The organism is Streptomyces atroolivaceus (genome assembly GCF_000717025.1).
GTDB classification, from domain to species: Bacteria; Actinomycetota; Actinomycetes; order Streptomycetales; family Streptomycetaceae; genus Streptomyces; species Streptomyces atroolivaceus.
Genome location: NZ_JNXG01000009.1, coordinates 1 through 20,245, shown reverse-complemented (window position 1 = coordinate 20,245; position 20,245 = coordinate 1). Strand labels below are relative to the sequence as shown.

Below are 20,245 nucleotides of genomic sequence, written 5' to 3'. Positions count from 1 at the left end.
TCGCCCGGGCGTGGGACTACCGCTGCCCGGCGACGGCGACCAGGTGCGGCACGACCTCACGCGGGCTGGGCATCGCCGCCACCTCCCCCTGCAGCCGTCTCGCGTTCGCCCGCAGCTCCGCGTCGGCGAGCAGCCTGCCGACGGCGTCGGCCCGCAGGCCGGCGGGATCGACGAGGAGCCCGCCGCCCTCGTCGGCCACGCGGGAGGCGAGGTCTGCCGAGGCGGCGTTCTCCGCCACCACCAGCTGGGGCAGGCCGCCGGCCAGCGCGGACAGCGTCATCCGTGGCTCGCCGTCGTGGACGGCTGCCTCGCAGGAGGCGAGGACCGCGTCCCGCGGCGCGTCCTCGAAGAGGCGTACGTTGCCGGGCAGCCGGGTACCGGCCGGGATCCGGTCGTCGGAGAGCTCGCAGAGGAACTCGGCGTCGCTTCCGGCGATCGCCTCGAAGAAGGCGGTCACCGTCGTCCCGCTCGCCGCCCCGAGGGCGACGTGGACCCGCCGCCTCCGCGGCTTCCTCCGCAGCCAGGCCGGCAGCACGGCCGACCCGGCGTAGGGGATGAACCGGATCGCCAGGTCCTCCGGCACCCCGGAGGGGCGCAGGGACGGCGGCAGACAGTCGAGGGTACGGCCGGACACGTCTCCGCTCTCCGAACGGTCCGCGAGCGGTCCGAGCATCCGTACGGCGGCCACGCCGCCGGCCTGCGCCGCTTCGGCGCCGGCCGGTGCCTGCTCGTCCCACACCACGAGGTCCGGCCGCCACAGGGAGAAGTAGTCCAGCAGTCCGTCGACGTCGGACTGCCGGTCGAGCCGGTGGTCCCCGGTCGCGTCCCCGGTCACGCCGTCGCCCACGGGGACGGCGACCAGGCCGGTCAGGGTGATGGAGTCGGTGAACGACGGTCTTCCGGCGACCTGCACCTGATGCCCGGCGGTGCGCAATGCCCAGCCCAGCGGCACCAGATGGTGCAGTCGCGCAACCGACGACGGCACGGTCAGAAGAATACGCATAGGCCCTTCCCGACAGATTTCCCGATTGACCCGCGAAACCCGCAGGGAAATCGACAGTACAACGCCGGGTGATCCATTCGGACCCTTAGTTCCGGCTCCTAGGGGCCTGACTGCCGGGCGCCCGCAAAGGCGGCTTTAGGGGTAGGAGCTCCGTGGGCCCGCTCGTACCATCGGACCACCTGTTCGCCAACTCACGCTTGGGATGATCGTCATCGAGAATGAACAGATCTACGACGAGAAGTTCGCCGACGTCTATGACGACATCTATCCGGTCCGCGCCGACTACTCCGACTTCGCCCAGCAAATTCACGACCTGGTGGCCGAACGGCGTCCGGGCGCTGCCACTCTGCTCGACGTCGCCTGCGGCACCGGGGAGCACCTGGTCCGGCTGCGCGAACACTTCGACGTCACCGGGATCGACCTGTCGGCCCCGATGGTCCGGGTGGCGCAGAAGAAGCTCCCGGACGTGCCCGTCCACGTGGCCGACATGCGGGACTTCGATCTCGGCCGGACCTTCGACGCGGTCGTGTGCATGTACTCGTCGGTGGGCTACCTGCCCTCCGTCGAGGGGCTGTTCGCGTCGGTGTCCACCATGGTGAAGCACGTCGCACCGGGCGGGGTGCTCGTCGTGGAGCCCTGGGTCTTCGAGGAGGACTGGAACGGCGGCGACCTCGTCCACGCCACCTTCCAGAGCGGCGATCGCACCGTGACCCGTATGGGCCAGTGGACCACTCAGGACGGGCACAGCTGCGTCGAGATGCACTACCTCGTCGGTGAGCCGCAGAGCGTCCGGCATTTCGTCAACAAACAGGAACTGTCCCTGTTCACGCGTAAGGAATACTTCGCTGCTTTCGACGCGGCGGAGTGCACGTGGGAATACCTGACGGACGGATTCTCCGGCCGGGGTGTGTTCGTCGCCACGCGCCCGTGACCGGGTGACACCCTCGTCGACGCCACCGTGATCGCGTGGCACGGGCCCGGACGGGCCCGTGCCACGCGATCACGCGTGTGGGGCGGGATCTCACGGGCCCGCGCGGTGATGCCGGTCCGGCGCGGGATTCCTTCCGGCGCGGGCCCCGCACGGGTGCCCCGAGATCACCGTCCGGCAGCGGCCGTCGCGTTGAGGCAGGCGAGCAGCGTGCGCGCCTGGACGTTGACGTGGTGACCGCGCCGGACCAGCCGGGAGAGCTGACCGGGGGTGAGCCACACGTAGCCGCTCGGTGCTTCGGCCGGCGGGCCCGGGTCGTCGGCCTCCACCAGCAGGTAGCGGCTGTCGGCCTGCAGGAACCGGCCTCCCTCCTCGGAGTGCACCGCCTCGTACAGGATGTGGGCCCGGTCGGCCGCGAGCACCTGGTCGAGGAACAACGGGTGGTCCCCGGGGGCGAGGTGCGCGTAGTTCTCCGGTGTGCACTGGACGGTGGGGGCGAGCTCCACCGAGTGGTGGAGGCCCGCCTCGGCACGGGCGTGCGCCAGCACGTGTCGTACGCCGCCGATACGGCGCGTCAGGAAAGCGGTGACGCCCAGCCCCCGGGGCTCGAAGAGCGGCTGGGACCAGCCGGTCACCTCGCGGTTGCCCGCCTGCACGGAGACCGCCACGACCTGGAAGTACCGGCCGGCGTCGTTGTCGATCGTGTGCGTTCCGCGGGTCCAGCCATCGACCCCGGAGAGGGGTATGCGCTCCACGTGGACCTCACGGCTTGCCCGTTCGGCTTCGAGCCAGTGGTCGAGTGCGTCGTCCGGATGCAGTGCCTTCTCCTCTCCGTCGGCGAGGGGAACGCAGGACAGGACGGTACGCGAGTCCATGTTGATGACGTTGTCGTGGTGCAGCAGCTCCGCGATCTGCCCCAGGGTCAGCCAGCAGTAGTCGTCGTCGTGCGGCACTTCGCCGTCCGTCTCGACGATCATGTTGCGGTTGCTCTTGCGGTAGAACCACGAGCCGTGCTCGGACTGCTGCGAGTCGGCCAGGACCCGGAGCCCTTCCAGCTGCGTGAAGTAGTCGATGTACTTGACGCGGGCACCACGGTGGACACGCGTGTAGTTGCTCCGGGTCGCCTGCACCGTGGGGGACAGCTGGAGGAGGGGACGGTTGCCGGGCTCCATCTTGGCCTGCATCAGGCAGTGCAGCACCCCGTCGAACTCCTTGACGAGGATGCCGAGGATGCCCACTTCGGGCTGGCAGATGATGGGCTGCTGCCAGGCGCGCACGGGCCCGTGGCCAGTCCGCGCCCGGAGCCCCTCCACGGTGAAGAAGCCACCGCTGCGGTGCCGGATGTCGCCCGTGCCGTCGTCGAAGTACCAGTTGTCCATCTGGTCGAAGGGGATCCGCTCGACCTGGAACCGGTTCCTGCGCCGGCGCTCGCCCAGCCACCGCACCACATCCCCGGTCCTCATGAGAGCGCCCTCGGTGGTGGCCGCCGAAAGGGCGAGCCTGCCGGCGTCCGTGGTGCCTGCGGGGCTCATTCCGCGGCTCCCGCGTCCGGCCGCGCCGCGACGGCGGTCCGGGACACCGTTTCCGGGTCGGTGCGCTCGTTCGGGCCGGCGGCGTGATTCGGCAGCATCGGTTCGGTCATCAGCCTTCCACAGCGACTGTTACAGCGGAGCGTTCGGGAACGAGGCCGGCCGGGACAGCTGTTACGCACCCTGGCGGGTACCCGTCGGGAGGCCACCGCCGGCCCGGCTGTCACCTGCCCGGCTGAGCGGCTGCCACCAGGCCCGGTTGTCCCGGTACCAGGCGACGGTGGCCTCCAGTCCGGCTTCCATCGTGTGCCCGGGGGTCCACCGCAGCTCGTCGCGGATCTTCCCGGAGTCCACCGAGTAGCGCAGGTCGTGGCCCTTGCGGTCGGTGGTGGGCTCCACGCTGCCCCAGTCCGCGCCGCAGATGGCCAGCAGGCGGCCGGTGAGCTCCCGGTTGCTCAGCTCCGTACCGCCGCCGATGTTGTAGATCTCGCCGGGGCGGCCGTCGCGCAGCACCGCGCACAGCGCCCGGCAGTGGTCCTCCACGTGCAGCCAGTCCCTGACGTTGCGCCCGTCGCCGTAGAGCGGGACCGTCTCCCCGTCGAGCAGACGCGTGGCGAACAGCGGTATGAGCTTCTCCGGGAACTGGTACGGCCCGTAGTTGTTGGAGCACCGGGTGACGCGCACGTCGACGCCGTGTGTGCGGTGGTACGCGAGCGCGATGAGGTCGGAGGACGCCTTGGAGGCGGCGTACGGCGAGGTGGGCCGCAGCGGGTGGTCCTCCTGGGAGGAGCCGTCCTCCACCGAGCCGTAGACCTCGTCGGTGGACACGTGCAGAAACGTCTTCGTGCCGTGCCGGAGCGCGGCGTCCAGCAGGATCTGCGTACCCACGACGTTGGTGCCCACGAAGGCGGAGGCGTCGAGGATGGAACGGTCCACGTGGGACTCCGCCGCGAAGTGGACCACGGTGTCCTGACCGGCGAGCAGCGCGTCGACCAGGACGGCGTCCCGGATGTCGCCGTGGACGAAGGTGAGCCGCGCGTCGTCCGCCACGGGAGCGAGGTTCTCCCGGCTGCCCGCGTACGTGAGGGCGTCCAGGACGGTCACCGCCGTCACCGGGAGGGGGGCGTCGGGGCCGAGCAGCATGCGCACGAAACACGAGCCGATGAAGCCGGCTCCGCCGGTGACCAGGACCCTCATGGTGTGACCTGCACCTTGCAGTGGTCCCCGATCAGGAACCGGTGGGCCGCCCGGGGGGTGCGACACGCGCGGGTCAGGTGCGCTTCCCGCCCGATGAGTGATCCCTCGATGGGGCCGACGCCTTCGATGGCGGCCCCGTTCAGCACGATGGAGAACTCGATCTGGCTCGCGTCGATGACGCAGTCCTCCGCGATCGACGTGGAGGGGCCGATGTACGAGGACGTCACGACCGTTCCGGCGCCGATGACGGCCGGACCGACGATGCGCGACTGGGACACCACGGCACCTCGCTCGATGCGTACGCGGCCGATGATCTCGCTCTCCTCGTCGACCTTTCCGTCCGTGCAGGGTTCCAGTGTCTCCAGCACGCTGCGGTTGACCTCCAGCATGTCGGTGACGGTGCCGGTGTCCTTCCAGTAGCCGTCGACCGTCGCCGACCCCACCGCGTGCCCGTTGCTCATCAGCCACTGGATGGCCTCGACGATCTCGAGCTCGCCCCGCGGCGAAGGGCTGATGGAGTCGATCGCCTCGTGCACCACCGGGGTGAACAGATAGACCCCTATGACGGCCATATGGCTGGCCGGGTTCTCCGGCTTCTCCTCCAGCCGCACCACTCGCCCGTCGGCATCGAGCTCCGCCACCCCGAAATCGGTGGGATTGTCCACGCGTGTCAGCAGGATCTCGGCAGCCGGCCTCTCGGCGTGGAACTTCCGGAGCAGGGCGTCGATCCCTCCCACGATGAAGTTGTCCCCCAGATACATGACGAAGTCCTCGTCACCGAGGAAGTCCCGCGCCACGAGCACCGCGTGTGCCAGGCCGAGCGGCTCCTCCTGGTGGATGTACGTGACGCGGGCACCCATGGCACTGCCGTCCCCGACCGCTTCCCGCACCTGTGCGTGCGTGTCGCCGACGACTATGCCGATATCCGTGACGCCCGCGTCGACCAGTGTTTCGATCACGTAGAACAGCACGGGCTTGTTGGCCACGGGAATCAGTTGCTTGGCGCCGGTGTGCGTGATCGGATAAAGTCTGCTGCCGATGCCGCCGGCGAGTACGAGTGCTTTCATAAGGATGAAGTCCTTACCCTGCCTTGGCCATTGCGGCCATAGAGAAAACCCAGGCGGACATTACGGAACCGAGGCCAGGCAGAGATATCTCGAACCGACCTGCCGACTCGCAGAAAGTTACTCATCCGCGAGTGCTCCGGGGGAACCCCTAAAGGTCGCGGCCGCGCGGTTCTGATCCTGTGGTGCGAGCCCGTGGACGAAGGGCGGGGCGTCAGCGGCGGGCCGCTGCCGCCTCCAGTTCGGGGACGAGATCGGCGAGCGTGCGCGTGGCCATCATCTCCGCCTGCACCTGACGGGCGTTCTCACGGAACGACGGCTCCTCGATGAGGCGGGCGACCTTGCTCCGCACGCGCTCGGCCGTGATGTCCTCCAGGTCGATGAACAGCCCGTACCCCCGCTTCTCCTGGGCGACGGCGGAAGCGCGCTCGCTCCAGATGGTGCCGGGCACGATGAGCTGCGGGGTGCCGTTGACCACCGCGTTGCCGATGGTCGCTCCGCCTCCCTGGTGCACGATCGCGGAGCAGCTCGCCAGCACCTCGGCCATCGGTACGAACGCCTCCGCCCGGACGTTGTCCGGGACGTGCCTGACCGTGGCGAGCTGCGCCTTGTTGAACGTCGCGATCACCTCGATGTCGAGCTGGCCGAGGCCCGCGAGGAGTTCGGCGACGGAGGCCTGCTCGACACCGTGCACCTGGCGGTTGGAGACGCCGAGTGTCAGCAGCACGCGGGGCCTGGCAGGCGTTTCGAGGGCCCAGCCGGGCATCGGCAGCGGACGGTTGACGGGCACGAAACGCACCGGGAGGTAGTTGACGTCCAGGGGGAAACGCACACAGGAGGGGGAGGGGCAGATGCTGGCACTGCCGAAACGCAGCTCCTCGTCGAACTCGCATCCGTGCCGGCCCAGCCACTCCGCCATCCACTCGGCCAGCGGGTCGGGCCACGCGACCTCGGGACGGCGTTCCTTCAGGTTCTCGTACTCGAAGTGGACCCTCGCGTTCTGGTCCGCGGCGTACAGCATCCGCATCTGGGCGGCGCCCACGACCTTGGCGACCATCGCGCCCGCGTAGATCAGCGGATCCCAGACGATCAGGTCGGGCTGCCACTGGCGGGCGTATCGCAGCGCCTCGTTGAGGAACTCGTCGGAGTTGACGTACCGGATCATGCCCGCGGTGGTCTCGTACGCGGCCTGCACGTACTCGTCCGTCAGCCGTTCCGGGCGGGCCTCGGCCAGCTTGAAGGGGTCGTTCAGCTCACCGCTGGCACCGCTCTCGCCGTCGTCGCCGTACTGCCGGTGCTTGGCGATGTCGAAATCACCGCCGACCCATGCGCACTCCAGCCCGGTCTGCAGAAACGGATCGATTTCCGACGGATTCCGCTGGCCGACATAACGCACCTCATGCCCGGCGGCCCGCAGTGCCCATCCGACCGGCGCCAGACTGTAGATGTGCGTGCGGGTCGGAAACGACATCAACATGACGCGCATGGAGTTCTCCAATAGCTCGGCGCGGGACAGCGGAAGCCTCGGCCCACATGACTCAATTGGCGCCACGGTAGTCGCGCTCGCGCGCGGGGAAATGCCGCCGGACCCCTGGCACGGAGATTAGGGGTCCGCAACCCCTAAGGGGGCTGGCGCCGAATGCTCCGGGAGGTTAGACAGGGATATGAGCTGGATGTGAGGTGAAGAACATGGCCGTGGCGGCCAGCGCCAAGGGCAGGATCCCTTTCCGCGAGTACCGCACCTGGTACAGGCTGACGGGCACACCGGGTACCGGGCGTCCGGCGGTCGTCGTCGTGCACGGCGGGCCGGGAAGCACGCACGACTACCTCCTCGGCCTCAGCTCGCTGAGTGAGGACGGCTGGCCGGTGGTCCACTACGACCAGCTGGGCAACGGCGGTTCCACCCATCTCCCCGACGCCGGAGCCGACTTCTGGACCGTCGGCCTCTTCCTGGAGGAACTCGACAACCTGCTCCGTCATCTGGGCGTCGCCGACGATTACGTACTGCTCGGGCAGTCCTGGGGCGGGATGCTCGCGGCGCGGCACGCCGCCGACCGCCCGGCGGGCCTGCGGGGCCTCGTGATCGCCAACTCGCCCGCCTCCTACCCGTTGTGGCGCCAGGAGATGGAGGTGCTGCGCGCCGGACTGCCGCCGGGGGTGGACGCGACGCTCCGCGCGCACGAGGCGGCGGGAACGACGGACACCAAGGAGTACGTCGAGGCCGTGATGGTCTTCAACGACCGGCACGTGTGCAGGGTGCGGCCGATGCCTCCCGAGTACCTCGCCTCGGTCATGGAGACGGCGAACGACCCGACCGTCTACCGCACCATGAACGGGCCGAGCGAGTTCCATGTGGTCGGGACCCTCAAGGACTGGTCCGTCGAGGACCGGCTGCCGGACATCGCGGTACCCACCCTGGTCCTCTCCGGCCGGCACGACGAGGCGACGCCGGCGACGGTACGGCCGTTCCAGGAACGGATTCCCGACGTGCGCTGGGAGATTCTCGAGGAGTCCAGCCACATGCCGCACCTCGAGGAGCCCGAGCGATTTCACGCGACCCTGGTCGAATTCCTGAAGAGCCTCGACGACAAGGGTCTCGATGGCTGAGAGTGGCCCGGATTCGACCCGAAGGAACGGTGGCATGCCCGCGAAGACATCGAGCCCCGGCGAAGTGACACGGTTCCGTACGGTGGGGCCGCAGCACATCGACGAGGTGGCGGCCCGGTACGGCCTGTCGCAGAGCGCACTGGAGACCGTACGGGCGGTCTCCCAGGTACTGCCCTTCCGGGTCAACGAGTACGTGCTGTCCGAGCTCATCGACTGGCACCGCGTTCCCGAGGACCCCATCTTCCAACTCGTCTTCCCCCAGCACGGGATGCTCCCGGCCGACGACGAGAAGCTGCTGGTCGACCTCCTGCGGCGGCGTGCGCCCAAGCGGGAGATCGCCACCGAGGTGCGCCGCATCAGGGCGGGCCTGAACCCGCATCCCTCCGGGCAGATGGAACTCAACGTCCCCAGCCTGGCGGACGACGCGCTGGAGGGCATTCAGCACAAGTACCGCGAGACGGTGCTCTACTTCCCGCAGCAGGGCCAGACCTGTCACGCGTACTGCACCTACTGCTTCCGCTGGGCGCAGTTCATCGGGGACGCCGATCTGCGGTTCGCGGCTCCGGGGCCCGAGCGGCTCATCGCGTACCTGCGGTGGCATCCAGCGGTGTCCGACGTGCTGTTCACGGGCGGCGACCCGATGGTGATGTCCACCGAGCGGCTGCGCAGTCATCTGGAGCCCGTGCTGTCCGTGGACACCGTGCGGACCGTGCGCATCGGGACGAAGGCGGTGGCGTACTGGCCCCAGCGGTTCGTCAGCGACGCGGACGCCGACGATCTGCTGCGGCTGTTCGAGCAGGTCGTCGCCTCCGGCCGCAATCTGGCGATCATGGCCCACTTCAGCCACCCTCGTGAGCTGGAGACGGCCACGGCTCGCAGGGCTCTCGGGCGCATCCGTGCCACCGGGGCCGTCGTGTACTGCCAGGCGCCGCTGATCGCGCACGTCAACGACGACGCGCGGACGTGGGCGGAGCTGTGGCGGGCGGAGCTGGCCGCGGGGGCCGTGCCGTACTACATGTTCGTGGAACGGGACACCGGTCCCCGGCACTACTTCGAGGTACCGCTCGCGGAAGGGCTCGAGATCTTCCGCACGGCCTACAGCAAGCTTCCGGGACTCGCCCGCACCGTACGGGGGCCCGTCATGTCCGCCACGCCGGGCAAGGTCGTGGTGGACGGCGTCGAGGAGACCTCCGAGGGCCGGTTCTTCCAGCTGAGGATGGTCCAGGCACGCGATCCGAAGCTGGTGGGGCGGCCCTTCCGCGCCCGCTGGTCGCCGACGGCCGCGTGGGTGGACCACCTGGAGCTCGACCCGTCGGCGCCCGCCGACATCGCCGCCGCCTTCGTCGGCACGACCCGTCGGCCGCTGGCCGGCGTCGCCGAGTGACGTCCCGAACGGAGCCATGGATGACTGCTCACGCCGACGCGCGTACGGAGGCTCGTACGGGCCCGCCTGCCGGTGCCCGGACCGGCGCACGGGCGGCCCGCGGGATCTCGCCGAACCTCGCCCTGGACCAGCTGGTGGCCGAGCGGCAGGCGCGGGGTGAGCGGATCACGCACCTCGGCTTCGGTGAGTCGCGGCTGCCCGTCTTCCCGCCGCTGGCCGAGCGGCTGGCGGAAGGAGCCTCCCGCAACGCCTACGGCCCCGTCGCGGGAGGCCCCGGGGTGCGGGCGGCCGCGGCCGGGTACTTCACGCGCCGCGGGCTGGAGACGGATCCGGCACAGGTGATCGTGGCGCCCGGCAGCAAGGCGCTGCTGCTGGCGCTTCAACTGGTGGAACCCGGCGACGTGTTCCTGCCCGCGCCCTGCTGGGTCACGTACCAGCCGCAGGCCACGCTCGCGGGCAAGCGGGCGTTCGGCGTTCCGGTGCCCGAGCACTGCGGCGGGGTGCCGGATCCCGGCGCCCTGCGCACCGCCGTACGGGCCGCGCGCGCGGAAGGCCACCACCCGCGCCTGGTGGTGCTGACGCTGCCGGACAACCCGACGGGGACACTGGCTCCTCCGGAGACGGTGCGGGAGGTCTGTGCGGTCGCCGAGGAGGAGGACCTGCTCGTCGTCTCCGACGAGATCTACCGCGACATCCTGCACGAGTCCGCGCCCCCGTTCCTCAGTCCCGCCGAGGTCGTGCCGGAGCGCACGGTCGTCGTCACCGGCCTCAGCAAGAGCCTGGCGCTGGGCGGCTGGCGCATCGGCGTCGCACGTTTCCCCGCCGGCCCCGCGGGGGAACGGATGTGCGGCGACGTCGCATCGGTGGCGAGCGAGATGTGGTCCACGCTGGCCGGCCCCATGCAGGCGGTCGCCGAGTACGCCTTCGCCGAGCCGCCCGAGCTGCTGGAGCGGCTCCGGCGGGACGCCCGGCTGCACGGTGCGGTCGCCGGTGCGGTGCACGACATCGTGGTCGCTGCGGGCGCGGCGTGCCGGCCGCCGACGGGCGGTTTCTACGTGTACCCGGACTTCGGGCCCGTACGGGAGCGGCTGGCGCGCAAGGGCGTCGTCGACGGGGAGTCGCTGCAGAACCACCTCATCGAGGAGCTCGGCATCGCCGTACTCGCGGGCGTCCACTTCGGCGACGCCCGGGACGCGCTGCGTTTCCGCGCGGCCACGAGCATGCTCTACGGCCGTACACCCGACGAACAGCGTGCCGCGCAGGAGGCGGACAGACCGCTCGAACTGCCGCACATCGCCGGTGCCCTCGCGGCGATCGAGCGCGGCTTCACCGCGCTGACGGCCGGCTGACAGGACGACGGCCGGCGACGGGCCGAGGCGCGAGAGACTGAGGAGCAGCACGCATGGAGAGCAAGTCCCAGCAGGCCGAGGAGACCGGCGGAGTGCCCGGCGGTGTCACCGGGATCGTCTTTCCCGGGATGGGCCCGCAGGACTTCTCGGTCTCCGGGAAGTTCCTGCTGATCGACCCGGTGGCGAGCGAGATGCTCGCCGAGGCCTCCGACACGGTCGGATACGACGTGTTCGCGCGGTACAAGGACAGCACGAGCGACTACAGCGAGGAGGCGCAGATCGCCTTCCTGGTCGTCTGTCTCGCGCTCGCGCGCTGGGCCGAGACCACCCAGGGCGTCAGCCCGCAGTTCTGCGCCGGCCCCAGCTTCGGCGGGAAGGGCGCCGCCGTGTACTCGGGCGCCCTGGCCTTCGGCGACGCCGTACGGCTCACCTCACGGCTGGCCCGCTACGAGGCCGCGTTCTTCACCGAGGAGTGCCCCGGCATCGTCACGCACTCGTTCGCCCGGACCCCGCGCGCGGTTCTGGACACGATCAGCGCGGAGCTGACGGCATCGGGCGAGTGGCACGAGATCTCGTGCCACATCGACGACGACTTCTACATGCTGTCGCTGCGCGACGAGCGGCTGGAGTGGTTCCAGAAGCGGCTGCGCGCGGAGGGCGGGATGCCCCTCTACACGATGGACCCGCCGATGCACGCGAGCCTGTTCGCGCCGCTGCGCGACAAGGTGGAGGCGGAGCTGTTCGGCGAGCTGCGGTTCGCGGACCCCCGGATCCCGGTCGTCGCCGACCAGGACGGCTCCGTGCGTACGACGGCGGACGGCGTCCGCGGCATGCTGCTGGACGGGTTCGTCAAACCGGTGGTGTGGCCCGCCGTGGTGGACACCCTGCTGCGGTCGGGGGTGCGCGACCTGTGTGTGGCAGGCCCGGACAGCCTGTTCTCACGCGTGCCGCGCACCACCCGTAACTTCAGGGTCGACCAGATCGGTCCGAGGTCGGTGCTGCAGCCTCGGCCGACGCGGGCTTGACCGCCGTGACCCGGCCGGCGCCGGCCGCCGCCTCGCTGATCTCCCGGAGGGCGGGGCGGTCGATCTTCCCGTTGGGTGTGACGGGCAGCTCGTCCAGTACGTGGATCTCCTGCGGCGCCATGTAGCCGGGCAGGTCCTCCATGCAGAAGGCGCAGAGCCCCATCTCGTCGAACGGGCCACCCTTCTGGGCCTCGGGGGTGAGGACCACGAAGAGCGCGAGCACGGGGTCGGCGCCTTCCTTGGGTATCAGTACGGCACTGACGGAGGCGACGCCCGCGAACTCGGCCGCCTTGCGCTCCACCTCACCGAGCTCGACGCGGTTGCCGCGGATCTTGACCATCGAGTCGGCGCGTCCGACGAGGTAGAGCTCGCCGTTCTCACCCCGCGTCGCGATGTCGCCCGTACGGAACACCGTCTGTCCGGACTCCGGGGCCCCCGGGTCGAGCACCAGGGCCTGGTCCGTCGCGGCGGGGTCGCCCCAGTAGGCCGTGAACAGCGAGGAGCTGCGCAGATGGATCTGGCCGTCGGCTCCTGGTTCCGTGACGGGCGCGCCGTCGTCGTCGAACAGCGTCATCTCGGCGCCGGGGTGGGCGAATCCGATCGACATCCGCTCCATGTCCTCCGGCAGGGGGCGGGGAACGTCGGTGAACGAACACGCGATGGACTCGGTGCTGCCGTAGCAGTTCACGATCCGCGCCTCCGGCAGCAGCTCCTGCAGGTGCCGTAGCTCGGGCAGCGGGAACGACTCGCCGGAGTACAGGACGCCCCGGATCTGCTCGCCCAGCTCGGCCAGTTGCGCCGGCTCGTGACGGAGCACGGGACGCCAGATCGACGGCGCACCGTTGACCTGGGTGACCTCGGCGTCGCGGAGGAACTTGACGAACCGCCGTGGCCAGCGCAGCAGCGACCTCGGCACGGGCGCGATCGTCGCCCCCGAGCCGAGCGCCAGCCCGATGTCGAGCAGGGAGAAGTCGAACTGGAGCGGCGCCGTCGTCGCGACCCGGCTCTCCGGGCCCACGATGCCGTGCTGCAGCATCCCCCGGTAGAACGCGAGGATCCCGCGGTGGCTCATCACGACGCCCTTGGGGCGCCCGGTGGTGCCGGAGGTGAAGACCACGTAGGCGGGGTCGGCCCCGACGATCTCGCGCCGGTGGCGCACGCGCGGCGCCGCGGCCCGCTCGATGGTGACGCCCGACCCGCCGAAGCGGCCCGTACCGACCTGCTCGGGGATGCCGTCCCTTCGGCCGTCGTCCGCCTGGAGGTAGAACGAGGGCCGGATGGTGTCGAGGATCGACTGGAGCCGCTTCGCCGGGGTCTCGGGGCTGACGGGCACGAACGGCAGGCCCCGGGAGGAGCACGCCAGGAACGCGGCGATGGACGAGGCGGAGGTGTCGGCCTCCAGGATGACGCGGTCACCGACGTCGAGACCCAGTTCGTCCAGCGTCTTGGCATAGCCGACGACCCGGTCCTGCAGCTGCCGGTACGAAAGGAAACCCGTCTCATTTCCCTGGTATTCGACCACCGCCGGTTTCTCCGGGGTGAGTTTCGCGCCGAGCAGCAGGAACTCGTGCAGCCGTTCCGTCCAATTGTGCCCGCGCATGAATATTTCCCGGCCCATCTCCGCCTCCGTCTGTTCCGGTCACCCCTAGCCGACCCCTATGTCCACGCTGCCGTCAGGCCCTGACCGACTCCAGCGTCCGCCAGAGTCGAGCCGGAGTCTCGAAGTTCTCCATGCTCATGGCCTCGTCCGCGAACCGCACGTCGTAGCTGCTCTCTATGGACGAGAGCAGCTCGACCATCGCCATGGAGTCGAGCCCCACGTCGCGCAGCGGCAGGTTCTCCTCGAGGGGCTCTCCCGCCCCGAGATACGGCAGGTAGTTGCGCAGCAGTTCCTCGAACTGGGTGTCCCACATGATTGCTTCACTCCGGAGTCGCATCCGCTGGAATCAAGGGTTGCCAGGACGCTATTCACGCCCGATCGTTGAGCAACGAGCCTAGTTGCAGGAGTGGCTTTCATCGACTGTCAACCACCCCTAATCACAGCGGAGTCGAGCATGGCAGAAAGCGCGGAGTACGCTCTGCATTCGAGGTTCCTCCGGGGTCTCGCAGCCTCTCCCGACGGATTCGCCGCGCGCGCGGGAAAGGAATCCCGCACCTATGCCCAGATGCATGACCTGGCATTGAGCTGGGGTGGCTCACTCGCGCGTACGGGCAGTCCCGCCGTCGGTGTCCTCGCCTCCAGGGGCCTCACGGCCTACACGGGCGTCCTCGCGGCGTTGTACGCGGGCGCGGCCGTCGTCCCGCTGCGGCCCGACTTCCCCGCGAGCCGGACCCGTCAGATCATCGAGGCGGCGGGCGTCCACGCGATCGTGGCCGACCACGACGGGCTCGCCGTCCTCCCGGACGTACTGGACGGCCTCGCCGAGGTGTCCGTGCTCGCACCGGAGGCCTCGGACGGGGCGCGGGTGCCCGGGGTGCGGCTGCCGCTGGACGGCGCCACCGCCCTCGACGAGCCCGCGACGGTCAAGCCGGACGATCCGGCGTACTACCTCTTCACGTCGGGGTCCACGGGCAGGCCCAAGGGTGTGGTCCTCACCCACGGTGGCACCGAGCACTACTTCCGGCTGGCCGACGCGAGGTACGACTTCGGACCTGGTGACGTGTTCTCCCAGGCCTTCGACCTGAACTTCGACTGCGGCGCCTTCGACCTGTTCTGCGCATGGGGTGCGGGCGCGACCGCCGTGACGATCCCTCCGGGGGCCTACGTCGACCTCCCCGCCTTCATCGCGCAGCAGGGGATGACGGTGTGGTTCTCGACCCCGAGCGCCATCGACCTCGTACGCCGTGTGGGCGGCCTCGGTGAAGGTGCGCTGTCCGGGCTGCGCTGGAGCCTGTTCGCCGGGGAGGCGCTGAAGTGCCGGGACGCGGAGGACTGGCAGCGCTCCGCGCCGGCGTCGACGCTCGAGAACCTGTACGGACCGACGGAGCTGACCATCACGATCGCGGCGCACCGCTGGTCGAGCGAGCGCTCCCCGCAGGCGGCCGTCAACGGCCTCTCGCCGATCGGCACGGTTCACGCGGGCCACAGTCACCTGCTGCTCGGTGACGACGGCGAGCCGTGCGACGGTGAGGGCGAGCTGTGTGTCAGCGGGCCTCAGCTCGCCGCCGGGTACCTCGATCCCGGGGACGAGCAGGGCAGGTTCTTCGAGCGCGACGGGCGCCGCTGGTACCGCACGGGGGACCGCGTCCGCAGGCTGGACGGTGACGAGCTCGTCTACCTGGGGCGCCGGGACGCACAGGTCCAGGTGCAGGGCTGGCGCGTCGAACTCGCGGAGGTCGAGCAGGCGTTGCGCATGTGCGACGTACGGGACGCCGTCGCCGTGGCGGTGACGGGCGCGACCGGCACGGAGCTGGCCGCCTTCTACACGGGCGAGGCCGTGCCCACGGCAAGGCTCGTCGGGCGGCTGCGCGGTCATCTCCCCGCAGGAGTTCTGCCCAGGCACTACCACCACCTGCCCGAGTTCCCGCTCAACGCGAACAGGAAGGTCGACAGACTGCGGTTGACCGCGTACGCGCAGGACCTGTTCGGCAACGGCGGCGCGAGCGGGGGCGGCCGTGGCGGCACCGACGCCATGAACAGCACGAGCAGCACGAGCAGTACGGGCAGCACGAGCAGTACGGGCAGCACGAGCAGCACGAGCACGGCGGACCAGCCGGCGAGGAAAGCAGGAGAACCACGATGAGCACCGAGAAGCGGATACGCGACTATCCGTTCGACATGGAGGACATCAGCGTCTCCGCGCAGTACGCGCGGCTGCGCGAGGACGAGCCGATGAGCCGCGTGCGACTGCCCTTCGGGGAGCCCTCCTGGCTGGCCACGCGCTACGACGACGTGAAGCTCGTGATGACCGACCCGCGGTTCAGCCGCGCCATCGCACAGGGCCTCGACCAGCCGCGACTGCGCGGCCAGCTGGTCGGCGACGGGATCATGGGCATGGACCCGCCCGACCACACCCGGCTGCGCAAGCTCGTCGGGAAGGCGTTCACCGCCCGCCGCATGGAGAAGATGCGCGCCGAGGTACGCGGACTCGCGTCGCGGATCGTCGACGACATGATCGCGGGTGAGGGGACCGCCGACATCGTGGAGGACTTCGCGCGGCTGCTGCCCGTGACCGTGATCTGTGATCTGCTCGGCGTCCCGTTCGAGGACCGGCACGTCTTCCGCCGGTGGACCGAGGGCGTCACCAACGACGAGACGGCGAAGGCGAACGTACTCTTCGAGATCGGCGGGGAACTCGACGACTACATGGCCGACCTGGTCGCACAGCGCCGCAAGGAGCCGACCGACGACCTGCTCGGCGCGCTCGTCTACGCCCGGGACAACGGAGACAAGCTCGACGACACCGAGCTGATCGCGCTCGCCGGCGCCGGGCTGCTCACGGGCGGCGTGGAGACGGTGGCGTCGGCTCTGCCCAGCTTCGTCTACACCCTTCTCACCCGGCCCGAGCTGGTCAAGCAGTTGCGCGAGGAGCCGGAACTGCTGCCCACGGCCGTCGAGGAACTGCTCCGCTACGTGCCGATCAACACGGCGGCGATGTTCGCCCGGTACGCCCTCGAGGACGTCTGGTTCAGGGACACCCTGGTACGCACGGGCGACCCCGTGCTGCCCGCGTTGCACGCGGCCAACCGGGACCCGGAGGTCTTCGAGGACCCGGAGACCATCGACCTTGCACGCGCCCACAACCCGCACGTGACCTTCGGACACGGCCCCCACCACTGCATCGGCGCGCAGCTCGCCCGCATGGAACTCCAGGAGTCGCTGCGGGAGCTCCTGACCCGGCTGCCGGACCTGCGCCTGGTGGACCCGCCCGAGAGCATCCAGTGGAAGTTCGGCGTGATCGTGCGAGGCCCGGCGGAGCTGCGCGTCACGTGGTGACGGACACGGTCGCCCGTACGGCGGCCCGCCCGGCACCACGCTGAGCGGCAGGAACAGTAACGGGAACAGGAACAGGAACAGGAACAGAACGCAGAATCCGGCCCGTCCTCTCGCGGCGGTCCCGACGCCCGCTCCGGCAGCGCGTCAGGACCTCCGGAAGAGGGCGGGCCTTCGGCTCGGCAGGGGCAACGAACCCTGCCGGTCGTGGAGGCCGGAGGCCCTTGAGGCCCTTGAGGCCCTGGAGGCCGGAGGCACCGGAGGCCCTGGAGGCCGGAGGCACCGGAGGCCCTTTCTCAGGTCCTCGGAGGGGGGGTGACCGGGGGGGCAGGCCGGTTCTGTGCCTGCCGCCGCGACCGGCCTCCCGCGTCGCCTCCCCGGTCGTCTCCCCGTCACTCCCCCCGTCGCCTTCCCGTCACTCCTCGCCCAGTTCGCCGTCCAGGATGCCGAAGAGCTCCTCCGCCGTCGCCGACTCGATCTCCTCCTCGTCCTGCGCCCGCGCGCGCGCCTGCGCCTCCTCCGGTCCCACCCACGCCGCGGTGAGCCCCCGCAGCCGGGTGACGACCGCCGCGTACTGCTCATCGGCCGGGTCGGCCGTACGCAGCGCCTCCTCGATCGCGGCCAGCTCCGCGCCCAGCGGAAGACCCGGCTCCGGCTCGTCCACCAGCTCGTCGAAGAGCAGGTCGGCGACGGCCTGCGGTGTGGGGTGGTCGAAGACCAGCGTCGCCGGCAGGCGTACGTCCGCCAGCTTGGCCAGCAGGTTGCGCAGTTCGAGGGCGGCGAGCGAGTCGACGCCGAAATCGGTGAAGCCGCGCTTCGGATCGATGTCGCGCGGCCCGTCGTGCCCGAGCACGACGGCGACCTGCGTACGCACGATGTCGAGCAGGAACGGTGCGCGCTCCCGCGGACGCATCGCCGCCAGGCGCTCGGCGAGCGACACCTCCGGCTCGGCGGGAGCGGAGGACGCACTGCGCCGTTGCGGCGTACCAGCCGTACGGACCAGGCCGCGCAGCATCGCCGGTACGTCGTGCCCGCGTTCGCCGACAGCCACCGTGTCCAGCCGCATCGGCAGCACGACGGGGTACTCCAGACCCACCGCCGTGTCGAACAGCGCGAGGCCGTCCGCCGTCGACAATGCCCCCATGCCCGAACGGCGCATGCGTTCCAGGTCCGCTTCGCCGAGCGCCCCGGCCATGCCGGCGCTTTCCTCCCACAGCCCCCAGGCCAGGGATGCCGCGGGCAGTCCGAGGCGGTGGCGGTGCGCGGCGAGCGCGTCCAGGAACCCGTTGGCGGCGGCGTAGTTGGCCTGCCCGGCGCCGTCGAACGTACCGGCGGCCGACGAGAACATCACGAACATCGAGAGGTCGAGTGACAGTTCCTCGGCCAGCTCGTGCAGGTGCCACGCCGCGTCCGCCTTGGAGCGGAACACCGAGTCGAACCGCTCGGGCGTCAGCGAACCCATCAGTCCGTCGTCGAGCACACCGGCCGCGTGCACGATGCCGGAGACCGCGTGGTCGGTGAGCACCCGTGCCACGGCCTCGCGGTCGCCGACGTCGCAGGCGACGAGCACCGCACGGGCGCCGTGGCCCGAGAGCTCGGCCACCAGCTCCTGCGCGCCGGGCGCCTCGGGGCCGCGCCGGCTGACGAGGACCAGCTCGCGTACCCCGTGGCGTACAGCGAGGTGGCGGGCCACAGCGGCGCCGAGGCCGCCCGTACCGCCTGTGACCAGCACACTCGTGCCGGGCTCCGGGGCCTTCACGGCACCGGTCGCACGCACCAGCCTGGCCACCCGTATCGCACCCTCCCGGATGGCGAATTCCGGCTCGCGGGAACGCAGGCCCTCGGTGAGCAGCGCGGCCGGGATCTCGCCCGACCCCAGATGCACGAGCGTGATCCGGTCGGGGTTCTCCGCCTGGGCAGCGCGCACGAGCCCGGCCACCGCACCGTCGACGGGCCCGGCGCCCGTGGTCGCGACGACCAGTCTGGCGGCGAGGCAACGCTCGGCCGTCAGCCACTCGTTGAGCAGCCCGAGCACCTCCGCAGTGGTGGAACGCACGGCGGCCGTCGGCTCGCCGAGGGGGACCCGCGGCGCATAGAGCACCGCGTCGGGCATCGGCTTCGGCGAAGCCAGGAGAGCGGCCAGGTCGGGGTGCGACGTGGCGTCGGGCAGCGCGGGACCTGCGCCGAGGACCGCCCAGACGGGGCTGGCGTCCTTGTCCGCCTCCGGCCCGGCTCCCGTCCCGGCGGTCACGGGGGCAGCGGTCCAGTCGAGCGTGAACAGGTCGTTGTGCGCCAGGTTCGCGCCCAACTCGTCCGTGGAGACGGCCCGCGGCACGAACGAGTCGACCGTCAGCACCGGGCCGTCCCCCGGGTCCGTCGCGGTGATCGCGTAGCCGCCGCCCTCGTCCGCACGGGCGAGCCGTACGCGGAGCACGGTGGCGCCCGTCGCGTGCAGAGTGACGCCGCGCCAGGCGAACGGCATGGTGACCACGTCGTCCTCGGCGAACAGCTCGCCGCCGTGCAGCACGGCGTCGAGCAGTGCGGGGTGCAGGCCGAAGCCAGTCGCATCCGCGTCCTGCGGGAGCGCGACCTCGGCGAGGACCTCACCGTCCCGCTGCCACGCACGGCGCAGACCACGGAACAGCGGTCCGTAGTCGAATCCTTGCTCCGTCAGCAGCGCGTACAGCGCGTCCACGTCGACGGCTTCGGCGCCGTGCGGCGGCCACGCGGCCGGCGAAGCCCCTGCGGTGGCCGGCGCCGCCTGCCCCGTGAGGTATCCGCTCGCGTGACGCGTCCAGTCCCGCGCGGTCCGGCTGCTCTGCTCCGCCGGTGTACGGGCGTAGACGGTGACGGGCCGACGTCCCGTGGCGTCCGGTGCGCCGACGGCCACCTGCAGGGCCGCGGAATCGCGCTCGGTGAGGAGGAGAGGGGCTTCCAGAATGAGCTCGTCCACCCGCGGGCACTCCACCTCGTCACCCGCCCGGAGTGCGAGCTCGACGAACACGGCGCCCGGGACGATCACGCTTCCGGACATCATGTGGTCGGCGAGCCAGGGGTGGGTGTCCAACGACAGACGACCCGTCAGCGTCACCCCGTCCGAATCCACATGATCCAGCACAGCCACCAACAACGGATGCCCCGCAGCCACCTGCCCCGACACCGCCACATCACCCGAACCACCCGAACCCGAACCCGAATCCAGCCAATAACGCCGACGACGGAACGG

Annotated in this window: 15 protein-coding genes; 7 read left to right on the top strand and 8 right to left on the bottom strand. The window is 70.6% G+C overall.

Features of this window, described 5'->3' with window-relative positions; translation table 11 throughout:
• Positions 1-16: 16 nt before the first annotated feature.
• The gene (locus tag OO67_RS18730) at positions 17-1,003 is read right to left on the bottom strand and encodes a nucleotide disphospho-sugar-binding domain-containing protein (protein ID WP_033301837.1); all 987 of its coding nucleotides are present in this window, start codon (positions 1,001-1,003) and stop codon (positions 17-19) included.
• Positions 1,004-1,205: 202 nt separating this feature from the next.
• Here OO67_RS18730 and OO67_RS18725 point away from each other — a divergent pair, with 202 nt between their 5' ends.
• The gene (locus tag OO67_RS18725) at positions 1,206-1,934 is read left to right on the top strand and encodes a class I SAM-dependent DNA methyltransferase (RefSeq protein ID WP_051709543.1); all 729 of its coding nucleotides are present in this window, start codon (positions 1,206-1,208) and stop codon (positions 1,932-1,934) included.
• A gap of 164 nt (positions 1,935-2,098) precedes the next feature.
• Here the strand turns inward: OO67_RS18725 and OO67_RS18720 are convergent, their stop codons facing one another.
• The 4 genes from OO67_RS18720 to OO67_RS18705 all read right to left on the bottom strand — a co-directional run bounded on the left by OO67_RS18720 (position 2,099) and on the right by OO67_RS18705 (position 7,207).
• Positions 2,099-3,463, bottom strand: coding sequence for an NDP-hexose 2,3-dehydratase family protein (locus OO67_RS18720; RefSeq protein ID WP_033301835.1), 1,365 nt, complete (start codon positions 3,461-3,463; stop codon positions 2,099-2,101).
• A gap of 171 nt (positions 3,464-3,634) precedes the next feature.
• Positions 3,635-4,657 (bottom strand): dTDP-glucose 4,6-dehydratase, encoded by a 1,023-nt coding sequence (gene rfbB, locus OO67_RS18715; RefSeq protein WP_051709541.1) that lies wholly within the window; start codon positions 4,655-4,657, stop codon positions 3,635-3,637.
• Entirely contained in the window at positions 4,654-5,724 is a 1,071-nt protein-coding gene (locus OO67_RS18710; protein ID WP_033301833.1) for a glucose-1-phosphate thymidylyltransferase, read from the bottom strand. The genes rfbB and OO67_RS18710 overlap by 4 nt, the downstream gene beginning before the upstream one ends.
• Positions 5,725-5,935: 211 nt before the next feature.
• Positions 5,936-7,207 (bottom strand): nucleotide disphospho-sugar-binding domain-containing protein, encoded by a 1,272-nt coding sequence (locus OO67_RS18705; protein WP_033301831.1) that lies wholly within the window; start codon positions 7,205-7,207, stop codon positions 5,936-5,938.
• 203 nt (positions 7,208-7,410) lie between these two features.
• Here OO67_RS18705 and OO67_RS18700 point away from each other — a divergent pair, with 203 nt between their 5' ends.
• From OO67_RS18700 to OO67_RS18685, 4 genes are read left to right on the top strand one after another with little or no spacing between them, the layout of a single operon-like run.
• Complete coding sequence (locus tag OO67_RS18700) at positions 7,411-8,328, top strand: proline iminopeptidase-family hydrolase (RefSeq protein WP_033301828.1); 918 nt, start codon at positions 7,411-7,413, stop codon at positions 8,326-8,328.
• Between the two features lie 34 nt (positions 8,329-8,362).
• On the top strand, positions 8,363-9,712 hold the full coding sequence (locus OO67_RS18695; RefSeq protein ID WP_033301826.1) for a KamA family radical SAM protein: 1,350 nt from the start codon (positions 8,363-8,365) through the stop codon (positions 9,710-9,712).
• Between the two features lie 20 nt (positions 9,713-9,732).
• On the top strand, positions 9,733-11,061 hold the full coding sequence (locus OO67_RS18690; RefSeq protein ID WP_208861049.1) for a pyridoxal phosphate-dependent aminotransferase: 1,329 nt from the start codon (positions 9,733-9,735) through the stop codon (positions 11,059-11,061).
• Positions 11,062-11,114: 53 nt separating this feature from the next.
• The gene (locus tag OO67_RS18685) at positions 11,115-12,086 is read left to right on the top strand and encodes an ACP S-malonyltransferase (RefSeq protein WP_051709539.1); all 972 of its coding nucleotides are present in this window, start codon (positions 11,115-11,117) and stop codon (positions 12,084-12,086) included.
• Here the strand turns inward: OO67_RS18685 and OO67_RS18680 are convergent.
• Positions 12,028-13,704 carry an AMP-binding protein gene (locus OO67_RS18680; protein WP_033301824.1) on the bottom strand — a complete coding sequence of 559 codons (1,677 nt, stop codon included), beginning with the start codon at positions 13,702-13,704 and terminating at the stop codon, positions 12,028-12,030. The genes OO67_RS18685 and OO67_RS18680 overlap by 59 nt on opposite strands.
• A 55-nt stretch (positions 13,705-13,759) precedes the next feature.
• Complete coding sequence (locus OO67_RS18675) at positions 13,760-13,999, bottom strand: acyl carrier protein (protein WP_033301821.1); 240 nt, start codon at positions 13,997-13,999, stop codon at positions 13,760-13,762.
• 141 nt (positions 14,000-14,140) lie between these two features.
• Between OO67_RS18675 and OO67_RS18670 the strand changes: the two genes are divergently transcribed.
• Both OO67_RS18670 and OO67_RS18665 read left to right on the top strand, forming a co-directional pair.
• Positions 14,141-15,829 (top strand): AMP-binding protein, encoded by a 1,689-nt coding sequence (locus OO67_RS18670; RefSeq protein WP_033301818.1) that lies wholly within the window; start codon positions 14,141-14,143, stop codon positions 15,827-15,829.
• Entirely contained in the window at positions 15,826-17,022 is a 1,197-nt protein-coding gene (locus tag OO67_RS18665) for a cytochrome P450 (protein WP_033301815.1), read from the top strand. Before OO67_RS18670 ends, OO67_RS18665 begins: the two co-directional genes overlap by 4 nt.
• Before the next feature lie 412 nt (positions 17,023-17,434).
• Here OO67_RS18665 and OO67_RS18660 read toward each other — a convergent pair whose 3' ends face one another.
• Positions 17,435-20,143 (bottom strand): type I polyketide synthase, encoded by a 2,709-nt coding sequence (locus OO67_RS18660; protein WP_279626902.1) that lies wholly within the window; start codon positions 20,141-20,143, stop codon positions 17,435-17,437.
• Between the last annotated feature and the right edge of the window lie 102 nt (positions 20,144-20,245).